The 15,031-nt window shown below is 63.6% G+C and carries 9 protein-coding genes and 1 pseudogene; 6 read left to right on the forward strand and 4 right to left on the reverse strand.

Annotated elements, in window-relative coordinates; genetic code table 11:
* Positions 1-11: 11 nt before the first annotated feature.
* The gene (locus tag LB558_RS19945; protein WP_224699117.1) at positions 12-791 is read right to left on the reverse strand and encodes an SDR family oxidoreductase; all 780 of its coding nucleotides are present in this window, start codon (positions 789-791) and stop codon (positions 12-14) included.
* 119 nt (positions 792-910) lie between these two features.
* Here LB558_RS19945 and LB558_RS19950 point away from each other — a divergent pair, with 119 nt between their 5' ends.
* Complete coding sequence (locus LB558_RS19950; protein WP_127261113.1) at positions 911-1,726, forward strand: UDP-2,3-diacylglucosamine diphosphatase; 816 nt, start codon at positions 911-913, stop codon at positions 1,724-1,726.
* Positions 1,727-1,850: 124 nt separating this feature from the next.
* Positions 1,851-3,065 (forward strand): MFS transporter, encoded by a 1,215-nt coding sequence (locus LB558_RS19955; RefSeq protein ID WP_224699118.1) that lies wholly within the window; start codon positions 1,851-1,853, stop codon positions 3,063-3,065.
* Here LB558_RS19955 and dgcA read toward each other — a convergent pair.
* Positions 3,036-4,019 (reverse strand): N-acetyl-D-Glu racemase DgcA, encoded by a 984-nt coding sequence (gene dgcA, locus LB558_RS19960; protein ID WP_224699119.1) that lies wholly within the window; start codon positions 4,017-4,019, stop codon positions 3,036-3,038. The genes LB558_RS19955 and dgcA overlap by 30 nt on opposite strands.
* Positions 4,020-4,095: 76 nt before the next feature.
* Between dgcA and LB558_RS19965 the strand changes: the two genes are divergently transcribed.
* The 4 genes from LB558_RS19965 to LB558_RS19980 all read left to right on the forward strand — a co-directional run bounded on the left by LB558_RS19965 (position 4,096) and on the right by LB558_RS19980 (position 8,182).
* Complete coding sequence (locus tag LB558_RS19965; RefSeq protein ID WP_224699120.1) at positions 4,096-5,283, forward strand: MlaE family ABC transporter permease; 1,188 nt, start codon at positions 4,096-4,098, stop codon at positions 5,281-5,283.
* A 1-nt stretch (position 5,284) separates the two neighbouring features.
* Complete coding sequence (locus LB558_RS19970; protein ID WP_224699121.1) at positions 5,285-6,106, forward strand: ABC transporter ATP-binding protein; 822 nt, start codon at positions 5,285-5,287, stop codon at positions 6,104-6,106.
* Between the two features lie 14 nt (positions 6,107-6,120).
* The gene (locus LB558_RS19975) at positions 6,121-7,494 is read left to right on the forward strand and encodes an MCE family protein (RefSeq protein WP_127261118.1); all 1,374 of its coding nucleotides are present in this window, start codon (positions 6,121-6,123) and stop codon (positions 7,492-7,494) included.
* A 79-nt stretch (positions 7,495-7,573) separates the two neighbouring features.
* On the forward strand, positions 7,574-8,182 hold the full coding sequence (locus LB558_RS19980; RefSeq protein WP_412033483.1) for an ABC-type transport auxiliary lipoprotein family protein: 609 nt from the start codon (positions 7,574-7,576) through the stop codon (positions 8,180-8,182).
* Between the two features lie 51 nt (positions 8,183-8,233).
* Here the strand turns inward: LB558_RS19980 and LB558_RS19985 are convergent.
* Positions 8,234-8,502 (reverse strand): annotated as a pseudogene (locus tag LB558_RS19985) (exonuclease); the annotation flags it as partial.
* Between the two features lie 143 nt (positions 8,503-8,645).
* Positions 8,646-14,954, reverse strand: a complete 6,309-nt coding sequence (locus LB558_RS19990; protein WP_224699123.1) for a kinesin — start codon at positions 14,952-14,954, stop codon at positions 8,646-8,648.
* Positions 14,955-15,031 lie beyond the last annotated feature (77 nt).

Below are 15,031 nucleotides of genomic sequence, written 5' to 3' on the forward strand. Positions count from 1 at the left end.
GGGTGCGTCGATCAAAAGGCGCTGACGTAGAGACCGCCATCGACCGGTATGTTCTGCCCGGTCAAATAGCCGGTATGGACCGAGCACAGGAAGGCGCAGATCTGGCCGAATTCCTCCGGCGTGCCGAGCCGCTTGGCCGGAACATCGGCACTGATGCGTGTCTTGCGCGCGGCTGCGGCCTCAGGGCTTTCGACGGTGCCGGCTTCATGCGGGCTGCGCAGACGGTCGGTGTCGAGCTTGCCCGGCAAAAGACTGTTGATGGTGACGTTGCGGTCGATCACTGTGCGCGCCACGCCGGCAAGGAACGAGGTCAGGCCGGCGCGCGCGCCGGACGACAGGTCGAGGCCGGGAATGGGCACATAGACCGATAGCGAGGTGATGTTGACGATACGGCCGAAGCCGCGTGCCGCCATGCCGTCGAGGACAGCCTGGACCAGCTCGATCGGCGTCACCATGTTCTGGGTAACGCCTTCGAGGATCTTTTCGCGGTCAAGCGTGCGGAAATCGCGAAGCGGCGGGCCGCCATTGTTGTTGACGAGGATGTCCGGCTCGGGGCAAGCGGCGAGCAGCGCCTTCTGCACCTCCGGCTTCGAGACGTCGCCGACGACTTCCGTCACCGTGACGCCATATCGCTCGCGCAACTCCGCAGCGGTTTTCGCCACCAGCTCCGCGTTGCGACCGTTGACGACGATATCGCAGCCGGCTTCCGCCAGCGCCATGGCGCAACCGCGCCCAAGTCCCTTGCTCGAAGCGCAGACGATGGCCTTTTTTCCGCGGATACCGAGATCCATGACGATTTCTCCTGTGATTTGGCCGGCAAGCTAGTCCTTCGGCTGGACCAAGCGCAACCGTCATACGGTTGTTGCATGAATCGGGGCATAGCCTGCGCGAAAGCAAGGGTGAAATCGCGATGTCCGGCCAAGAGCCCCGCACTTTCCGCAGCATGTTCATCTCCGACGTCCATCTGGGCTCGAAGGCGGCCAAGGCCGAATTCCTGATCGATTTCCTTCGACATCACGATGCCGATATCATCTATCTGGTGGGTGACATCGTCGACGGCTGGCGGCTGCGGCGGAGCTGGCACTGGCCGCAAAGCCACAATGACGTCGTGCAGAAGTTGCTGCGCAAGGCGCGCAAAGGCGCCAACATCACCTACATCGCCGGCAACCATGATGAATTCGCTCGCCAGTTCCAGGGCGTGCATTTCGGCGGCATCGTCGTTGCCGACCGCGCCATCCACGAGACTGCCGACGGCAAGCGGCTGCTCGTCATCCATGGCGACCAGTTCGATACCGTCGTCCACAATGCGCGCTGGCTCGCCTATCTCGGCGACCACGCCTATGACGCGGCCATGCTGGTCAACCGCGTGGTGACGCGGCTGCGCCAGTTGCTCGGCCTGCCGTATTGGTCGTTTTCGTCCTGGGCCAAGCACAACGTCAAGAAGGCGGTGAATTTCATCGGCTCGTTCCAGACCATGCTTGCGGACGAGGCGCGCCGCTCGCATGTCGATGGCGTCATCTGCGGTCACATCCATCATGCCGTCATCGAGAATTTCGGCGATGTCCAATACATCAACACCGGGGACTGGGTGGAAAGCTGCACGGCTGTGGTCGAGCACTTTGACGGCCGCATGGAAATCCTGACCTGGGCGCAGGTGCTGCCCGAAGCGCCGGACGAGCCCTTTATCCCGCTGCTCATCGAGGACCGGGTAGGGCACGCGGCATAGTCCGAAGTCTTTTCGCGCTTCGGAATCAATCAACTAGTCCAACCGGTTTCGTCCGGTTTTCGTCCATGTTAAGGGATCGATACGCGTTGCCGTCCGGCCGAGCGCAACGTGATTGGATCGATTCATGTCCCTGCCGCCGCTTTCGCCCGAACAACTCGTCAAGCCGCGCCATTTCGAACTGCGCATGAGCCTGATCTTCGCGACGCTATTCGTGTCGCAAGGCACGCATTTGCCCTATTTTCCGCTCTGGCTGCAGGCGAAGGGCTTCGGCGCCGAACAGATCGCCGTGATCCTTGCCGCACCGATGTTCTTGCGCGTCGTGTCGACGCCTATGCTAACGGCATATGCCGACCGGGCGAAGGATCGCGCCAACGTCTATATCGCGCTGGTCGCGGCAACGATGGCCATTTCGGCTGGCTATTTCCTGCCAGCGACTTACGCGATCGTGCTGGCCGTATCTCTGCTTTTGACGATCGTCTGGACACCGCATTCGCCAATGGCTGATTCGCTGGCGTTGTCCGGGGTGCGCCGCTTCGGCTCGAATTACACCGCTATGCGCAAATGGGGCTCGATCTCTTATTTCTGCGCCAATGTTGTGGGCGGCTTCATCCTGGCGGCGGCCGGAGCCAAAGCTGTGCCGATAATCATATTCGTGGCGCTTGCCACAGCGCTTGTCGCAGCCCTGTTTGCGCCGCGAATGGGGCGGCCGCGCAAAGCCTCGCCGCTGTCGGCCGCAGAAATCCAGCACGCCGCGCCTAGCCTGTTCAATGCCTATTTCCTCTACTTCACCTTGGGCGTCGGCATCATTACCGCCAGCCACGCCTTCCTCTACGGCTTCGTCTCCATCTATTGGAAATCGATCGGCATCAGCGATTCCGTCGTCGGCCTGCTGTGGGCCTGGGGCGTGGTGTGCGAAGTCTGCATGTTTTTGTCTTTCAATCGCATTTTCGCCTCCGTGTCCGTCGTCAAAGTGATGGTGATCGCTGGCATCGGTTCGATAGTTCGCTGGATCATCTTTCCACTGGTATGGCCGCTCGGTCTTGGCATTCCCGGCTTCTTCGCCGTGCAGTCGCTGCATTCGGTGTCTGTCGCACTGGTGCTGATCGGCCTACAGAAAATGATCGCCGAGACCGTCTCCGAAGAGCGCACCGGTGCTGCGCAAGGCATCGCCTATTTCTTCAACGGCTTCTTCATGGCCGCCGTTACGCTTGCTTCCGGCCCGCTCTATGACCGTCTCGGCGTCGATGGGTTCCTTGTGATGATTCCGATCGCTATCGTCGGCCTCGTGCTGATCGGCCTTGCAGCGCGCTCAGCCCCACAGCGCCACATCGGGCGGTGATACCAGCGATCCCCGGTAGACGAGACCAGGCACACGGTCGCGGGCGAGCAGCAGCGGACCGTCGAGGTCGACGAAATCGGCATCCTGAGCAAGCAGCACCGCTGGCGCCATCGCCAACGACGTACCGACCATGCAGCCGACCATCACGCCGAAACCGAGTTCGCGGGCGCGATCGCGCAGCACCAAGGCCGCCGTCAGGCCGCCCGACTTGTCGAGCTTGATGTTGACAGCATCGTAGAGGCCGACAAGTGCTTCGAGATTCTTCGCCTCGTGCACGCTTTCATCGGCGCAGATCGGCACGGGATGCGCGATGTGGCGCAAGATCTCGTCATGACCGGCCGGCAGCGGCTGCTCGATCAGCGCGATGCCCTGTTCGGCGGAGAATGCAAGATTTGCAACGATGTTGTCGTCGCTCCAGCCCTCATTGGCGTCGAGGATGATGCGGCTGTCGGGCGCCGCTTGCCTGACCGCGCGGATGCGGGCAATGTCGTTGTCGCCGCCGATCTTGACCTTGAGCAGCGGCCGCGCCGCGTTGGCGCGGGCTTGCGTCGCCATCGCCTCCGGCTCGCCCAGCGACAGCGTGTAGGCGGTTTCAAGCGCCCGTAGTGGTGCGGCGCCGATGCTGGATGCCACCGGTCTGCCGCTCAGCTTGGCTTCGAGGTCCCACAGGGCGCAGTCGATGGCGTTGCGGGCAGCTCCTGCCGGCATGGCATCGAGCAAGGCGCTGCGGCTGATGCCGCCGGCGATCCGGCCGCGCATGGCCTCGATCGCGTCGCGGACGCCATCCAAGGTCTCGCCATAGCGCTTGTAGGGAACGCACTCGCCACGGCCGGCGTGGCCGCCCTCGCTGATCGTGCAGGAGATCACTTCGGCTTCGGTCTTGGAACCGCGCGAAATGGTAAAGGTTCCGGCGATTGGAAAGCGCTCGGCCTCGACCGAAATGACACGCGCCATATTTTTCTGCTCCTGCTATGCGACAAGCGTGGTCGGCAAATCGACAGGTCAGACCCGTCAGGCTAAACAGGACGCCATGTTGACCATCGGCAAGCGCGACGCAAGCGGCACGACTGCAGGGGAGGCTGACCACGAACCGCGCGTGGCGGTCGGCGAGGAGGACGGCGTTCTTGGCTGCGCTTTCTCCGGAGTCTGGACGACACGGACGGTCGCGCTGATCGACGCCGACATGCGCAAGATCGAAAAGCGAAGCGGCTTCAAAACCTTGGCGCTCGATGTTTCCAAGATCGAGAAAATGGACACCGCCGGCGCCTGGCTGATCGACCGGCTGGTCAGCGCCTTCGAGAAGAAGGGCGTCGAGATTCAGATGCAAGGCCAGAGCGAGATCGCTTCGATCCTGCTCGAAGCTGTCGGCGAGGCCGTGCGGCGCGAACCCGAATCCGGCCCGGCGCGACCGCCCAACATCGTCATTCGCGCGCTGGAGGCGGTTGGCCGCCGGGTCTACGAGATGCGCGACGATTTTCTCGCCTCGATGAACATCCTCGGCGCAACCATCCGTGGCGCGCAGATGAAGCTCGGCCGTGGCCATGCCGTCAACCCGGCGGCGATTTTCAACCAGATCGACCGCATGGGCGTCGGCGCCATTCCGGTGGTGGTGCTGATGTCGGCGATCGTCGGCGCCATCGTTGCCCAGCAAGGCGCCTACCAGCTCAGCTATTTCGGCGCCGATATCTTCGTCGTCGACCTGGTCGGCGTGCTGATCCTGCGCGAACTCGGCGTGCTGATGACGGCGATCATGATTGCCGGCCGCTCGGGCAGCGCGATCACCGCCGAGATCGGCTCGATGAAGATGCGCGAGGAGGTCGACGCGCTGAAGGTCATCGGGCTCAATCCCATCGGTGTCCTGGTCTTTCCGCGCCTCGTGGCGCTGGTCATCGCCTTGCCATGCCTGACCATCATCGCCAATTTCGCCGCACTTGGCGGCGGCATCCTGGCCGCGTGGCTCTATTCCGACATTCCACCCGCTGCTTTCATCGACCGGCTGCGCGTCGCCATCGATCTCAGCACCATCTTTGCCGGCCTGATCAAGGCGCCGTTCATGGCCATGATCATCGGCACGATTGCCTCGGTCGAAGGCATGAAGGTCGGTGGCAGCGCCGAATCGCTCGGCCAGCATGTTACCGCCTCGGTGGTGAAGTCGATCTTCGTCGTCATTATCCTCGACGGACTTTTCGCCATGTTCTACGCAGCGATCGAGTTCTGAGATGCAGCTGCGAAACAGGAAAAGGGCAGGTGCATTGGCTGATGACACGGGCGAGGGCGACATCGTGCTTTCCGCGCACGACATCAGCGTTTCCTTTGCCGACAATCTTATCCTCGACAGACTGTCGCTCGACATAAGGCGCGGCGAAATCCTTGGATTTGTGGGCGCCTCGGGTGCTGGTAAATCCGTTCTGCTGCGCACCATTCTCGGCCTGACGCGCAAGCAGTCGGGCACGATCAAGCTGTTCGGCGTCGATATCGAGAAGGCGAGTGACATCGAGCGCCTTCGTATCGACATGCGGCTTGGCGTGCTGTTCCAGCACGGCGCCCTGTTTTCGGCGCTGACAGTGCTGGAAAACGTCCAGGTGCCGATGCGCGAATATCTCGATCTGCCGCGAAAGCTGATGGACGAACTGGCATTGCTCAAGATCGAGCTGGTCGGGCTGCCGCCCGATGCGGCGCAGAAATTCCCGTCCGAACTGTCCGGTGGCATGATCAAGCGCGCCGCGCTGGCTCGGGCGCTGGCGCTCGACCCCGACATCGTCTTCCTCGACGAGCCGACGTCGGGCCTCGATCCGATCAGCGCGGCGGAGTTCGACGAGCTGGTGGTCAAGCTGCGCGATACGATGGATCTGACCGTTTATATGGTGACGCATGATCTCGACACGCTTTTCACCGCTTGCGACAGGGTGGCCGTGCTCGGCAAGAAGAAAGTGCTGGTCGAAGGCACCATCGACGACATGCTGAAGAGCGAGGAACCGTGGGTAAAGTCCTATTTCCGCGGAAAACGCGCCCGGCAACTTGATCTTGCGGCGCGCGCATAGCCATAAGTGGGACAATGGAAACCAGAGCCAATTACGTCATTGTCGGCATTTTCACGCTGGCCGCGATCCTGGCGGCGTTTGCCTTCGTCTATTGGACGGCGGCGATCGGCGACAAGGGTGAGACGACGTTGCTGCGCGTGCGCATTCCGGGCTCGGCGTCCGGGCTTGGCCGCGGCAGTTTCGTGCTGTTCAACGGCGTCAAGGTCGGTGATGTCAGGCGCGTCTATATCGATGTCGACAATCCGACGGTTGCCATCGCCGATACCGAGATCGACCGCATGACGCCGATCACCAAATCGACGCAGGCCGATATCGGGCTTGCCGGCCTGACCGGGCAGGCCAACATCGAGCTCAAGGGTGCCGATCCAAAGGAGGTAAAGCTCCTCGACCAGGCGGAAAAGGAAGGCAAGGTTGCCGAGATCGTCGCCAACCCGTCGGCGGTGACCAACCTCCTGCAGACGGCGCAGAATATCTTCACCCGCGCCGACAAGGTACTGACCGAGCTCGAAGGCTTCACCAAGGACGTTCGCGGGCCGCTGACGCAGACCGTCCAGAACGTCCAGACCTTCTCCGATGCGCTGGCCAAGAATTCGGACGGCATCGACAAGTTCCTGTCCGCCGCCAGCACGCTGGCCGATGAGTTGAAAGGCGTTTCCGGCAAACTCGACGGCACGCTGAAGGCGGCCGAAGGCCTTCTCAACGCCGTCGACAAGGACAAGATCAAGAGCATCGTCGCCAATGTCGACGCGGTAACCGGTAACCTCAAGGAGACGTCGAAGCAGCTCGACGGCGTGATCAAGAACGTCGATACAGCCGTGGGGTCGGTCAACGATTTCGCCAAACGGACGCAAGGCACGCTGGCCAAGGTCGACAACGTGCTCGACGGTATCGATCCCGCACAAGTGCGCTCGGCGCTCGCCAACATCCAGAAGGCCAGCGAGAGCGCCGACAAGGCCGCCGCCGACATCGCGGAGGTGACACACAAGTTCGCCAACCGGGCCGACGACATCGACCAGACGATCAAGGACGCAAAGCAGCTTGCGCAACGGCTCAACGATGCCTCGGTGCGGGTCGATGGCATTCTTGCCAAAGTCGATACCTTGCTCGGGTCGGGGCAGGCCGACGGCGTGATGGCGGATGCCAGGGCGACGCTGAAGTCGTTCAAGCAGGTTGCCGACACGCTGAATGCCCGCCTTGGCGTCATCACCGACAATCTGGCGCGATTCTCGGGCCAGGGGCTTTCGAATGTCGAGGCACTGGTGCAGGACAGCCGCCGTTCGATCAGCCGCATCGAAGAGGCGGTAACCGATCTCAGCCGCAATCCGCAGCGTATCCTTTCGGGTGGCGATGGCGAGGTTCGGCAATTCGATGGCAGGGCGCGGCGTTGACTTCGGCGTCGGCGCGTCCCAGAAACATGAGCCGCGAAATCGGGTCGATCTTACGATCCGGGGACAACGGGGATCGCGCGTGAAGTCTGTGTGGGTGAAAACGGGCGGGTTGACATCGGCTGCGGCACTGCTTGCCTTGACGCTCGCAGGCTGCGCGGCGTTGGGCGGCAAGCCCGCGCCGCTCGATACGTTTGAGCTGTCGGCGCCTTCGGTCGATGCGCATGGCCACAGCCGCAAGCAGATCCTGATCGCCCAGCCCTCGGCGCTCAAGGCGCTGGACAGCCAGAACATCGTCATCAAGCCGTCGGATCGCTCGATCCAGTATCTCAAGGGCGCGCAATGGGCCGACCGGCTGCCGCTGATCGTGCAGGCGCGGCTGGCCGAGACGTTTCAGCGCTCGGGCAGCTTTGCCGGCGTCGGCAAGCCGGGCGAGGGCCTGGCGATCGACTATCAGGTGATCGTGGAGATCCGCTCCTTCGAGGTGCGCGTCGACGGCGGCGAGCATGCCGAGGTCGATCTGTTCGTGCGGATCCTGAACGATCGCAACGGCGAGGTCCGTGCTTCCAAGAGCTTCACCGCAGCCGCACCCGTCTCGGGAAGTGGTAATCCTGCTTATGTCACCGCGCTCGACAAGGCGTTCGGCGACGCCGCCGGGCAGATCGTGCGCTGGACGGATTCGGTGATCTGAGCGCGGGGCACGCCGGAATCCTACCAAGCTTCATCCCATAGGCTTCTCTCCCTACAAGCGGTCGAAGATCACCGGCCGGAGCTTTCCGGTCGTCTTCATCAGGTGCTGCAGGGTATAGCTCACGGACAGCGCGTCATCGAGCGCGTCGTGCCCCTGCAATGGCGGGTGCTCGACGCCGTAGTAATCCGCAAGTTTGTTGCTCGGCGTTCTCGCCAGATCCTCGATCGGCATTACGGCTGCGATCAGCAGCTTGACGGCGTTGTCAAACCGGGTGGCAGGAATCGAAGGCTGAATGCCGCGACATAGCAGCTCATGTGGATTTCAGTGCGGTCGGAAATACGACTTCGGCGAGTCCCGAACGCGTCGATCGGCTTGCAAAACTTGCTGCGGGCAGGTTCAGCGCGTGCCGGCGGTTCAGCGCAGTCACAGGCGGGGCCATGGCCCCGCCTGTTCAATTCCTGTCTTAGTGCAGACGGCCGCTGGCATGGGCCAGCATGGTGTAGACCTTGCCGGTGTCCGAGGTCAGGTAGGTCTGCGCCATGATGTTGTCGCGGTCGTTGCGCGAGACATCCTTGAGCAGCTTCTCGAAATCGTCGCAGTAGCGATCGACGGCGGCCCGGAACTCAGCCTCCGCCTGATATTTGCGACGGATCTCGTCGAACGTCTGCTGGCCCTTCAGCGTATAGAGTCGCCTGGTGAACACGTCACGCTCGCCGCGCCGGTAGCGGTTCCACAGCTCGATCGAAGCATCGTGGTCGATGGCCCGCGCGATATCGACGGAGAGCGAGTTCAGCGATTCCACGACATGCAGGGGCGAGCGCTGGGCAGGGGTAGCGCGCGGCGCTTCCGCCGGCGCCGTGGGAGCTGCCGACCTGAGGTCCTCATCGTTCGATGCCGCAGTCAGCAGATCGCGCACCCAGCCGCCCTGCGGCGTTCGGGCGTTGGCATCGCCGCGCGGACGCGGTGCCGCCTCGGCAGGGCGCTCAAGGTCGAGCGTGCCGCGCAATGCAGGGCCGCCCAAGGGCGCCTGAGGCGTGCGCAGCTCCGGCTGTGGTGTCGGTGCGCGGCGCGGCGGCTCCGCAGCGCGTGCGGCCGGCGCTTGCGGCGCCGGACGCAGATTGCGTGGCTCGGACCCCTCGCCGCCGCGGCCGGACTTGGCCACGATGTCCGAAAGCTCCTTCAGGGCATTGATCTGTTCGGAAACAGCGCGGCGGATGGCCGAGGTCGATTCCTTGGCCTCTTCCGGCATCTCGATGACGCCCTTCTTGAGCTCGGCGCGGGTGAGGTCGAGCTCGCTCTTGATCGAGCCCGCGGTGCGCCGCATCTCCTCGGTCGCATCAGCGAAGCGCTTGGTTGCCGAATCGACGACGTCGGTGATGGCACTGCGGATCTTGTCGGCCGATTCCATCGTCTTGCCTTCGGCGTTCTGCAGCGTCTGGCCGACGAGATTTTCGAACGAGCGCATGACCCTTTCGAGATCTTCCGACTTCTTGACCAGGCCGACGGCGAGGTCTTCGAGCGACGACTGCCGTTCGAGCGTGTGCTCGAGGTTGCTCTGGGCCGAGCTCAACAGGTCCGAAGCGCTGGACAGCAACCGGCTGTGCTCGTCGAACTTGGTGGCGATCGACGCGACCTCGCGCAGGGTTGACGACGATAGTTCCGTCAGCCTTGTCGTGTTCGAATCGACCAGTCGCGCCGAGCTGGCAAAGGTCTGCGCGGCTTTCTCGGTGGTGGCGGCGAAGCTTTGCGTGCTGCCGCTGAGGCGTTCGTCGACCTGGCCGAGATTGACCGCGGCCTGCTCGATCAGCTGACCGAGCTGCGAGCTGGAGTTGGTCATGCGGCCGATAAGGTCGGCGACGCTGTCGGACAGCGACGAGCGGGCGCCTTCGACCGCCGACAAGGTTTCGGCGGTGCGGCTGGCGAGAGCGTCGACAAGTGCGGCATTCTCGCTGCGCAGCTTCTCGGTGGCGCGCTCGGTGACCTCTTCCATGCTCTTTTGCAGTTCCGAGCCGCCCTGGGCGAAGCGCTCGACCAAAGGCCGTGCGGTTTCGTCGAGGATCTTCGACATTTCGGCCGAACGCGCCGCGAGCATGGTGTTGAGTTCGCGGGTGTTGGCGCCGATCGTCTTGGCGGCATCATTGGTGCTCTGGCCGATATGCTGGCCAACCGCGGTGAAGGTCTCCGCGATCACATTGGCGCGCGAGACAAGTTGCGCCTCGGCGTTCGACACCTGCTCGCTGAGCTTCTGGCCCATCGTCTCGGCCGTGTAGGCGAGGCGGTTCTCGACGCCTGAGACCTGCTCTTCGACACGGGCCGCCGCGGCTGCCGCGCTCGATGCGAGCCGCTCGTCGGCGCCGGCAAGCGCCTGCTCGATTTCGCGGGCATGCACGGCCATTTCCTGGCCAGTCCGCCGTGCACGTTCGGCGACCCTTTGCTCGGTATCGGCAAAGGCGCCGACAATGGTCTCGGCATGCTCGCCAATCGTGGATGTGCTGCTGGCGATGCGCGACACCAGACGTTGATCGGCGTCGTCGAAGATGCGGCCGATTTCGGAGGCACGGCTCGACAGCGCTTCCGAACCTTCGGCAATGCGCGATACGAGTTGCTGGTCGGCGGCATCGAAGATGCGGCCAAGGTCCGATGCGCGTGCGGCAAGCGCTTCGGCCGATTCGCCGATGCGCATGCCGAGCCGCTGGTCGGCGCCTTCGAAGTTACGCAGGATGTCGCCGGCGCGCGCGGCCAGCGACTGGGCCGTTTCGATAGCACGGGCAACCAGCTTCTGGTCTGCTGCATCGAACGTACCGGCGATCTCGCTTGCACGGGCCGCCAGATGGTCGGCGGTGTCCTGGGCCCGGGCGGTCAGCTGATCGGCGGTTTCCTGGGCGCGGGCGGCGAGCTTCTGGTCAGCCGCTTCGAAGGTGCCGGCGATCTCGCTTGCGCGAGCAGCCAGCTGATCGGCGGTTTCATGGGCACGGGCCAGCAGCGAGCTGGACGTGTCGTCGGCGCGGGCAAGCAAGGCGTTCGACGTGTCTTCCGCACGGGCGTGCAGGCGACGGTCGGCGTCCTCGAAGGTGCGGGCGATGTCTTCGGCCCGCGCCAGCAGGGCGGCGGACGTCTGCTCGGCGCGCTCGGCGATCTTGCGGTCGGCGTCGCTGAACGCGGCACCGGCCTGCTCGTGCAGGGTGCTGGTGACTTCCAGCACCTTTTCGCGCAGGGCGCCGGCGACAAACACGGCGCTCTTCTCGAGCACGGCGCGGACGTTGTCGACGCCTGTCGAAAGCGCACGCTCCATGGTCCCGGCGCGCTCCTCGATGATGCCCGTCTGGCGGCTGAATGCCTGCTCGATCTTCTCGACATCGGCAGCGATCGCGTCGGAAATGCCGGTGCTCCTGGCGGCGATCTGGTCGATATGGCCCGACAGCGAACGGTCGACGTCCTTGCGGGTCTCGGCGAGCTTGCCGAGATCGTCTTCCAGCGCGCGGGTCAGCATATTGCGGCCTTCGGACAGCTTGCCGACATGTCCGGCGATGACGTCGTCAATATCGCTGCGGCTTTCGGTTAGCTTCTGCAGGTCAGCTTCGAGAGCGCGTTTGAGAATGTCGCGGCCCTCGGCCAGTTTCTCGACCTGGCCTGCGACCAGACCGTCGATGCTGGAGCGGCTTTCGGCCAGCTTGGCGAGATCGGCTTCCAGCGCGCGCTTGAGAACATCGCGGCCTTCGGCGAGCTTCTCGACCTGGCCGGCGACCAGCCCGTCGATGCTGGAGCGGCTCTCGGCCAGCTTGGCGAGATCGTCCTCAAGCGCCTTCGACAGGGTCGAGCGCTCCTGGACAAGCCTTTCCGCGTGGCTGTTGACGAGGCCACCGACGTTTTCCAGATCGGCTTCAAGTGACCTCGACAGGGTCGAACGATCCTGGGCGAGCCGTTCGGAATGGCTGTTGACCAGGCCGTTGACGCTTTCGAGATCAGCCTCGAGCGCCCGGGCGAACTGCGCCCGGTCATCGACCAGTTTCTGCGACTGGTCGGCAATGGTGCCCTTGATCGCATTGAGGTCGGATTCCAGAGCGCGCCGCAAGATATCTCGGCCCTCGGACAGCTTCTCGACCTGACCCGCAACCAGTCCGTCGATGCTGGAGCGGCTGTCGGCCAGCTTGGCGAGGTCGTCCTCAAGGGCTTTGGATAGAGCCGAGCGATCCTGAACCAGCTTGTTCATGTGATCGGCGATGACGCTGTTCACATTCTGCAGGTCGGTTTCCAGGAGCCGCGAAAGCTGCCCGCGATCCTCGGCCAGTTTTTCCGACTGGCTCGATATCACGCCCTTGATCGTGTTCAGGTCGGATTCCAGCGCGCGCTTGAGAATGTCGCGGCCTTCCGCCAGCTTCTCGACCTGACCGGCGACCAGACCGTCGATGCTGGAGCGGCTCTCGGCCAGCTTGGCAAGGTCGGCTTCAAGGGTCTGCGAAAGCAGGCTGCGGTCCTCGGCCAATCGTCCCGAGTGGCTTTCGATCAGGCCGCGTATTCCGGACAGATCGTTGTCGAGCGAATGGGAAAGCTGCGTGCGGTCCTCCGCCAGTTTGGCGGAATGGGTTTCGATGAGGCTCTTGATGCCGACGATGTCGTTTTCCAACGCCTTGGCGAGCACGGCGCGGCCTTCGGCAATCTTTTCCACCTGACCGGCGACCAGACCGTCGATGTCGGCGCGGCTGTCGGACAGTTTGCCGAGGTCGGCCTCCAAGGCGCGTGACAGGATGTTGCGGCCCTCGGCGAGTTTTCCAACATGCCCGGCCACCATTTCATCAATAATGGTACGGGCTTGCACCAATTTCCCGGAGTCTTCGTTCAAGGCAGTAGAGAGCCTGTTGCGGCCTTCTTCTAGCCTTTCGAGATGGCTGCCGAGCGATGCATCGATGGCTGCCCGCGATTCATTGACCTTGCGCAGGTCCTCTTCGAGAGCCCGCGAGATCAGGCTGCGGCCTTCGGCCAGCTTCTGCACCTGGTTGGTCACCGCCGCATCGATGCCGGCGCGGCCCTCGGCGAACTTCGCCAGGTCGGCCTCCATGGCCGCGGCCATGCGCTCGCGGCTTTCCGACAGTTTCCTGCTGTGGTTCTCGACAGCTTCCTCGATGCCGACGCGGGCATCGGCGAGCCGCTGGATGTCACTGTCGAAAGAACGCGACACGACGTGACGGGCGGCTTCCATGCGTCCGGCGAAGTCGCTGGCGCGGGCTTCGAGCATGGAGGAGGTCGAGGTCACGATATCGGCCATGTCGGCGCCGATCTGGGTCTTGCCCTGATCGATCATTGCCGACAGCGTGTCCCTGCTCTCGGCGAAGGTGTGCGCGATTTCGCGGGCGCGCTCGACCAGCGTCTCGTTGATCTGGCGCGCGCGCGCCTCGAGTGCCGCATTGAGCTTCTGCGTTCCGGTGTCCAGCGCCTCGGCGCGGGTCTGGAATTCGCTGATCAGCGCCTGGCCGCGTTCGGCGAGCGTCCGCTCGATGCCGTTGAGGCTGGCCTCGAATTCGGAATTGAGGGTGCGCGCGGCACCGCCAAGCAGCGACACCATGCCGGTGGTGCGATCGTCGAGCAGATCGGTCAACGACCGCGTCAGGCCGTCCGTGGTGTCCGTCAGCTTGGCAATGCGGGTGTCGAGAAGGCTGGCGAAGGCCTCGCCCGAGGTCGACAGCCGGTCGGTGATCGAATCGAGCCGGCCTTCGACCGAATCGAAGATCGACATCGAGCTTTCGTTGATGCGGTCGATGAGCGTGTCGCCGGAATTGGTGATCGTCATCGACAATTTGGTCGATGCATTGAGGATCGAGTCGCGGATGATGTCGGAGGCGGCGCCGATCTCGTCCTTCAGCGTCTCATGCGCGCCGGTGATCGAGGCGCGGACGCGCTCGGCATGAGTGACGACGGCCTCGCGCTCGCTGCCGAGCCCGTCGACCAGCGAGCGGATGCGGGATTCATTCTCGGAATAGGAGCGTTCGATCTGGTTGACTTCGCTGTGGACCAGCGTTTCCAGTTCGACGGCGCGGGCAAGCGTGCGTTCGATGCCTTCGCCCATGGCCGCGACCTCGCGACGAACGGCCTGGCCGATCATCATGACGCGATCCTGGGCAAGGTTTTCCGGTTCGGTCAGGCGGAAGGCCACTTCGGTCATCGACTGTGCGGCGATGCGCATTTCCTGGGCGCGGCGAATCATGGCGGCGAAGGCCCAGAACAGAATGACGGGCACGATGGCCGCGACGGCGAGGCCGATCAGCTCCGGACGGGCAAGGAACTGGTCGAGCGTACGGATTCTCCAGATGCTCGGTCCGAAAAGCAGGTTGGCCAAACCACCGGCGCCGGCGAACCAGGCGAGCGAAACGAAGGCGACGACCCAGTAAATGGTGTTCGAGGCACGCCTGTTGAGGCTGTGCAGGAGCGTCTTGTAGTCCTTCTGTCGATCGTCATTGGCCGGCGCGAAGCCCGCGGGCTGGGCGCCATTGCGCGGTTCCACGGGGCGCAATTCGGCAGGCTTGGGCTTGGGCGCGGGTTTCGCGGGTTGGTTCTGATTGACCACGGGCTCCGGGTTCTGTTCCGGCTTATGATTGCGTCCCTCGCGCGCCAGCTCGTCAGCCGCCTGGGATATCTGCGCTTCCAGATCCTCCATCGAAGCCGCAATGTCGAGGTCGCCGCTGCCGATCTCGTTGCTGAGGTCGAGATCGAGCGCCTTTTCCAGTTCCCTGGCCACTTCGCTGTCGAGAGTTCTCGTCGTTGTTGGTTTCTTTGCCATGCCTTCGCTACCCTGTACTAGCTGCCGCGGGCTTATAATTCTGTTTGTCGTACCACGCGCAGGAGGCTGAAAATGGA

It is taken from the genome of Mesorhizobium sp. CO1-1-8 (genome assembly GCF_020164875.1).
Taxonomy (GTDB): domain Bacteria; phylum Pseudomonadota; class Alphaproteobacteria; order Rhizobiales; family Rhizobiaceae; genus Mesorhizobium.

Bases quoted from the DNA above. Each gene is read 5' to 3' on its own strand.
- LB558_RS19945 (WP_224699117.1), bottom strand. From the start codon at position 791: ATGGATCTCGGTATCCGCGGAAAAAAGGCCATCGTCTGCGCTTCGAGC.
- LB558_RS19950 (WP_127261113.1), top strand. From the start codon at position 911: ATGTCCGGCCAAGAGCCCCGCACTTTCCGCAGCATGTTCATCTCCGAC.
- LB558_RS19955 (WP_224699118.1), top strand. From the start codon at position 1,851: ATGTCCCTGCCGCCGCTTTCGCCCGAACAACTCGTCAAGCCGCGCCAT.
- dgcA (WP_224699119.1), bottom strand. From the start codon at position 4,019: ATGGCGCGTGTCATTTCGGTCGAGGCCGAGCGCTTTCCAATCGCCGGA.
- LB558_RS19965 (WP_224699120.1), top strand. From the start codon at position 4,096: ATGTTGACCATCGGCAAGCGCGACGCAAGCGGCACGACTGCAGGGGAG.
- LB558_RS19970 (WP_224699121.1), top strand. From the start codon at position 5,285: ATGCAGCTGCGAAACAGGAAAAGGGCAGGTGCATTGGCTGATGACACG.
- LB558_RS19975 (WP_127261118.1), top strand. From the start codon at position 6,121: ATGGAAACCAGAGCCAATTACGTCATTGTCGGCATTTTCACGCTGGCC.
- LB558_RS19990 (WP_224699123.1), bottom strand. From the start codon at position 14,954: ATGGCAAAGAAACCAACAACGACGAGAACTCTCGACAGCGAAGTGGCC.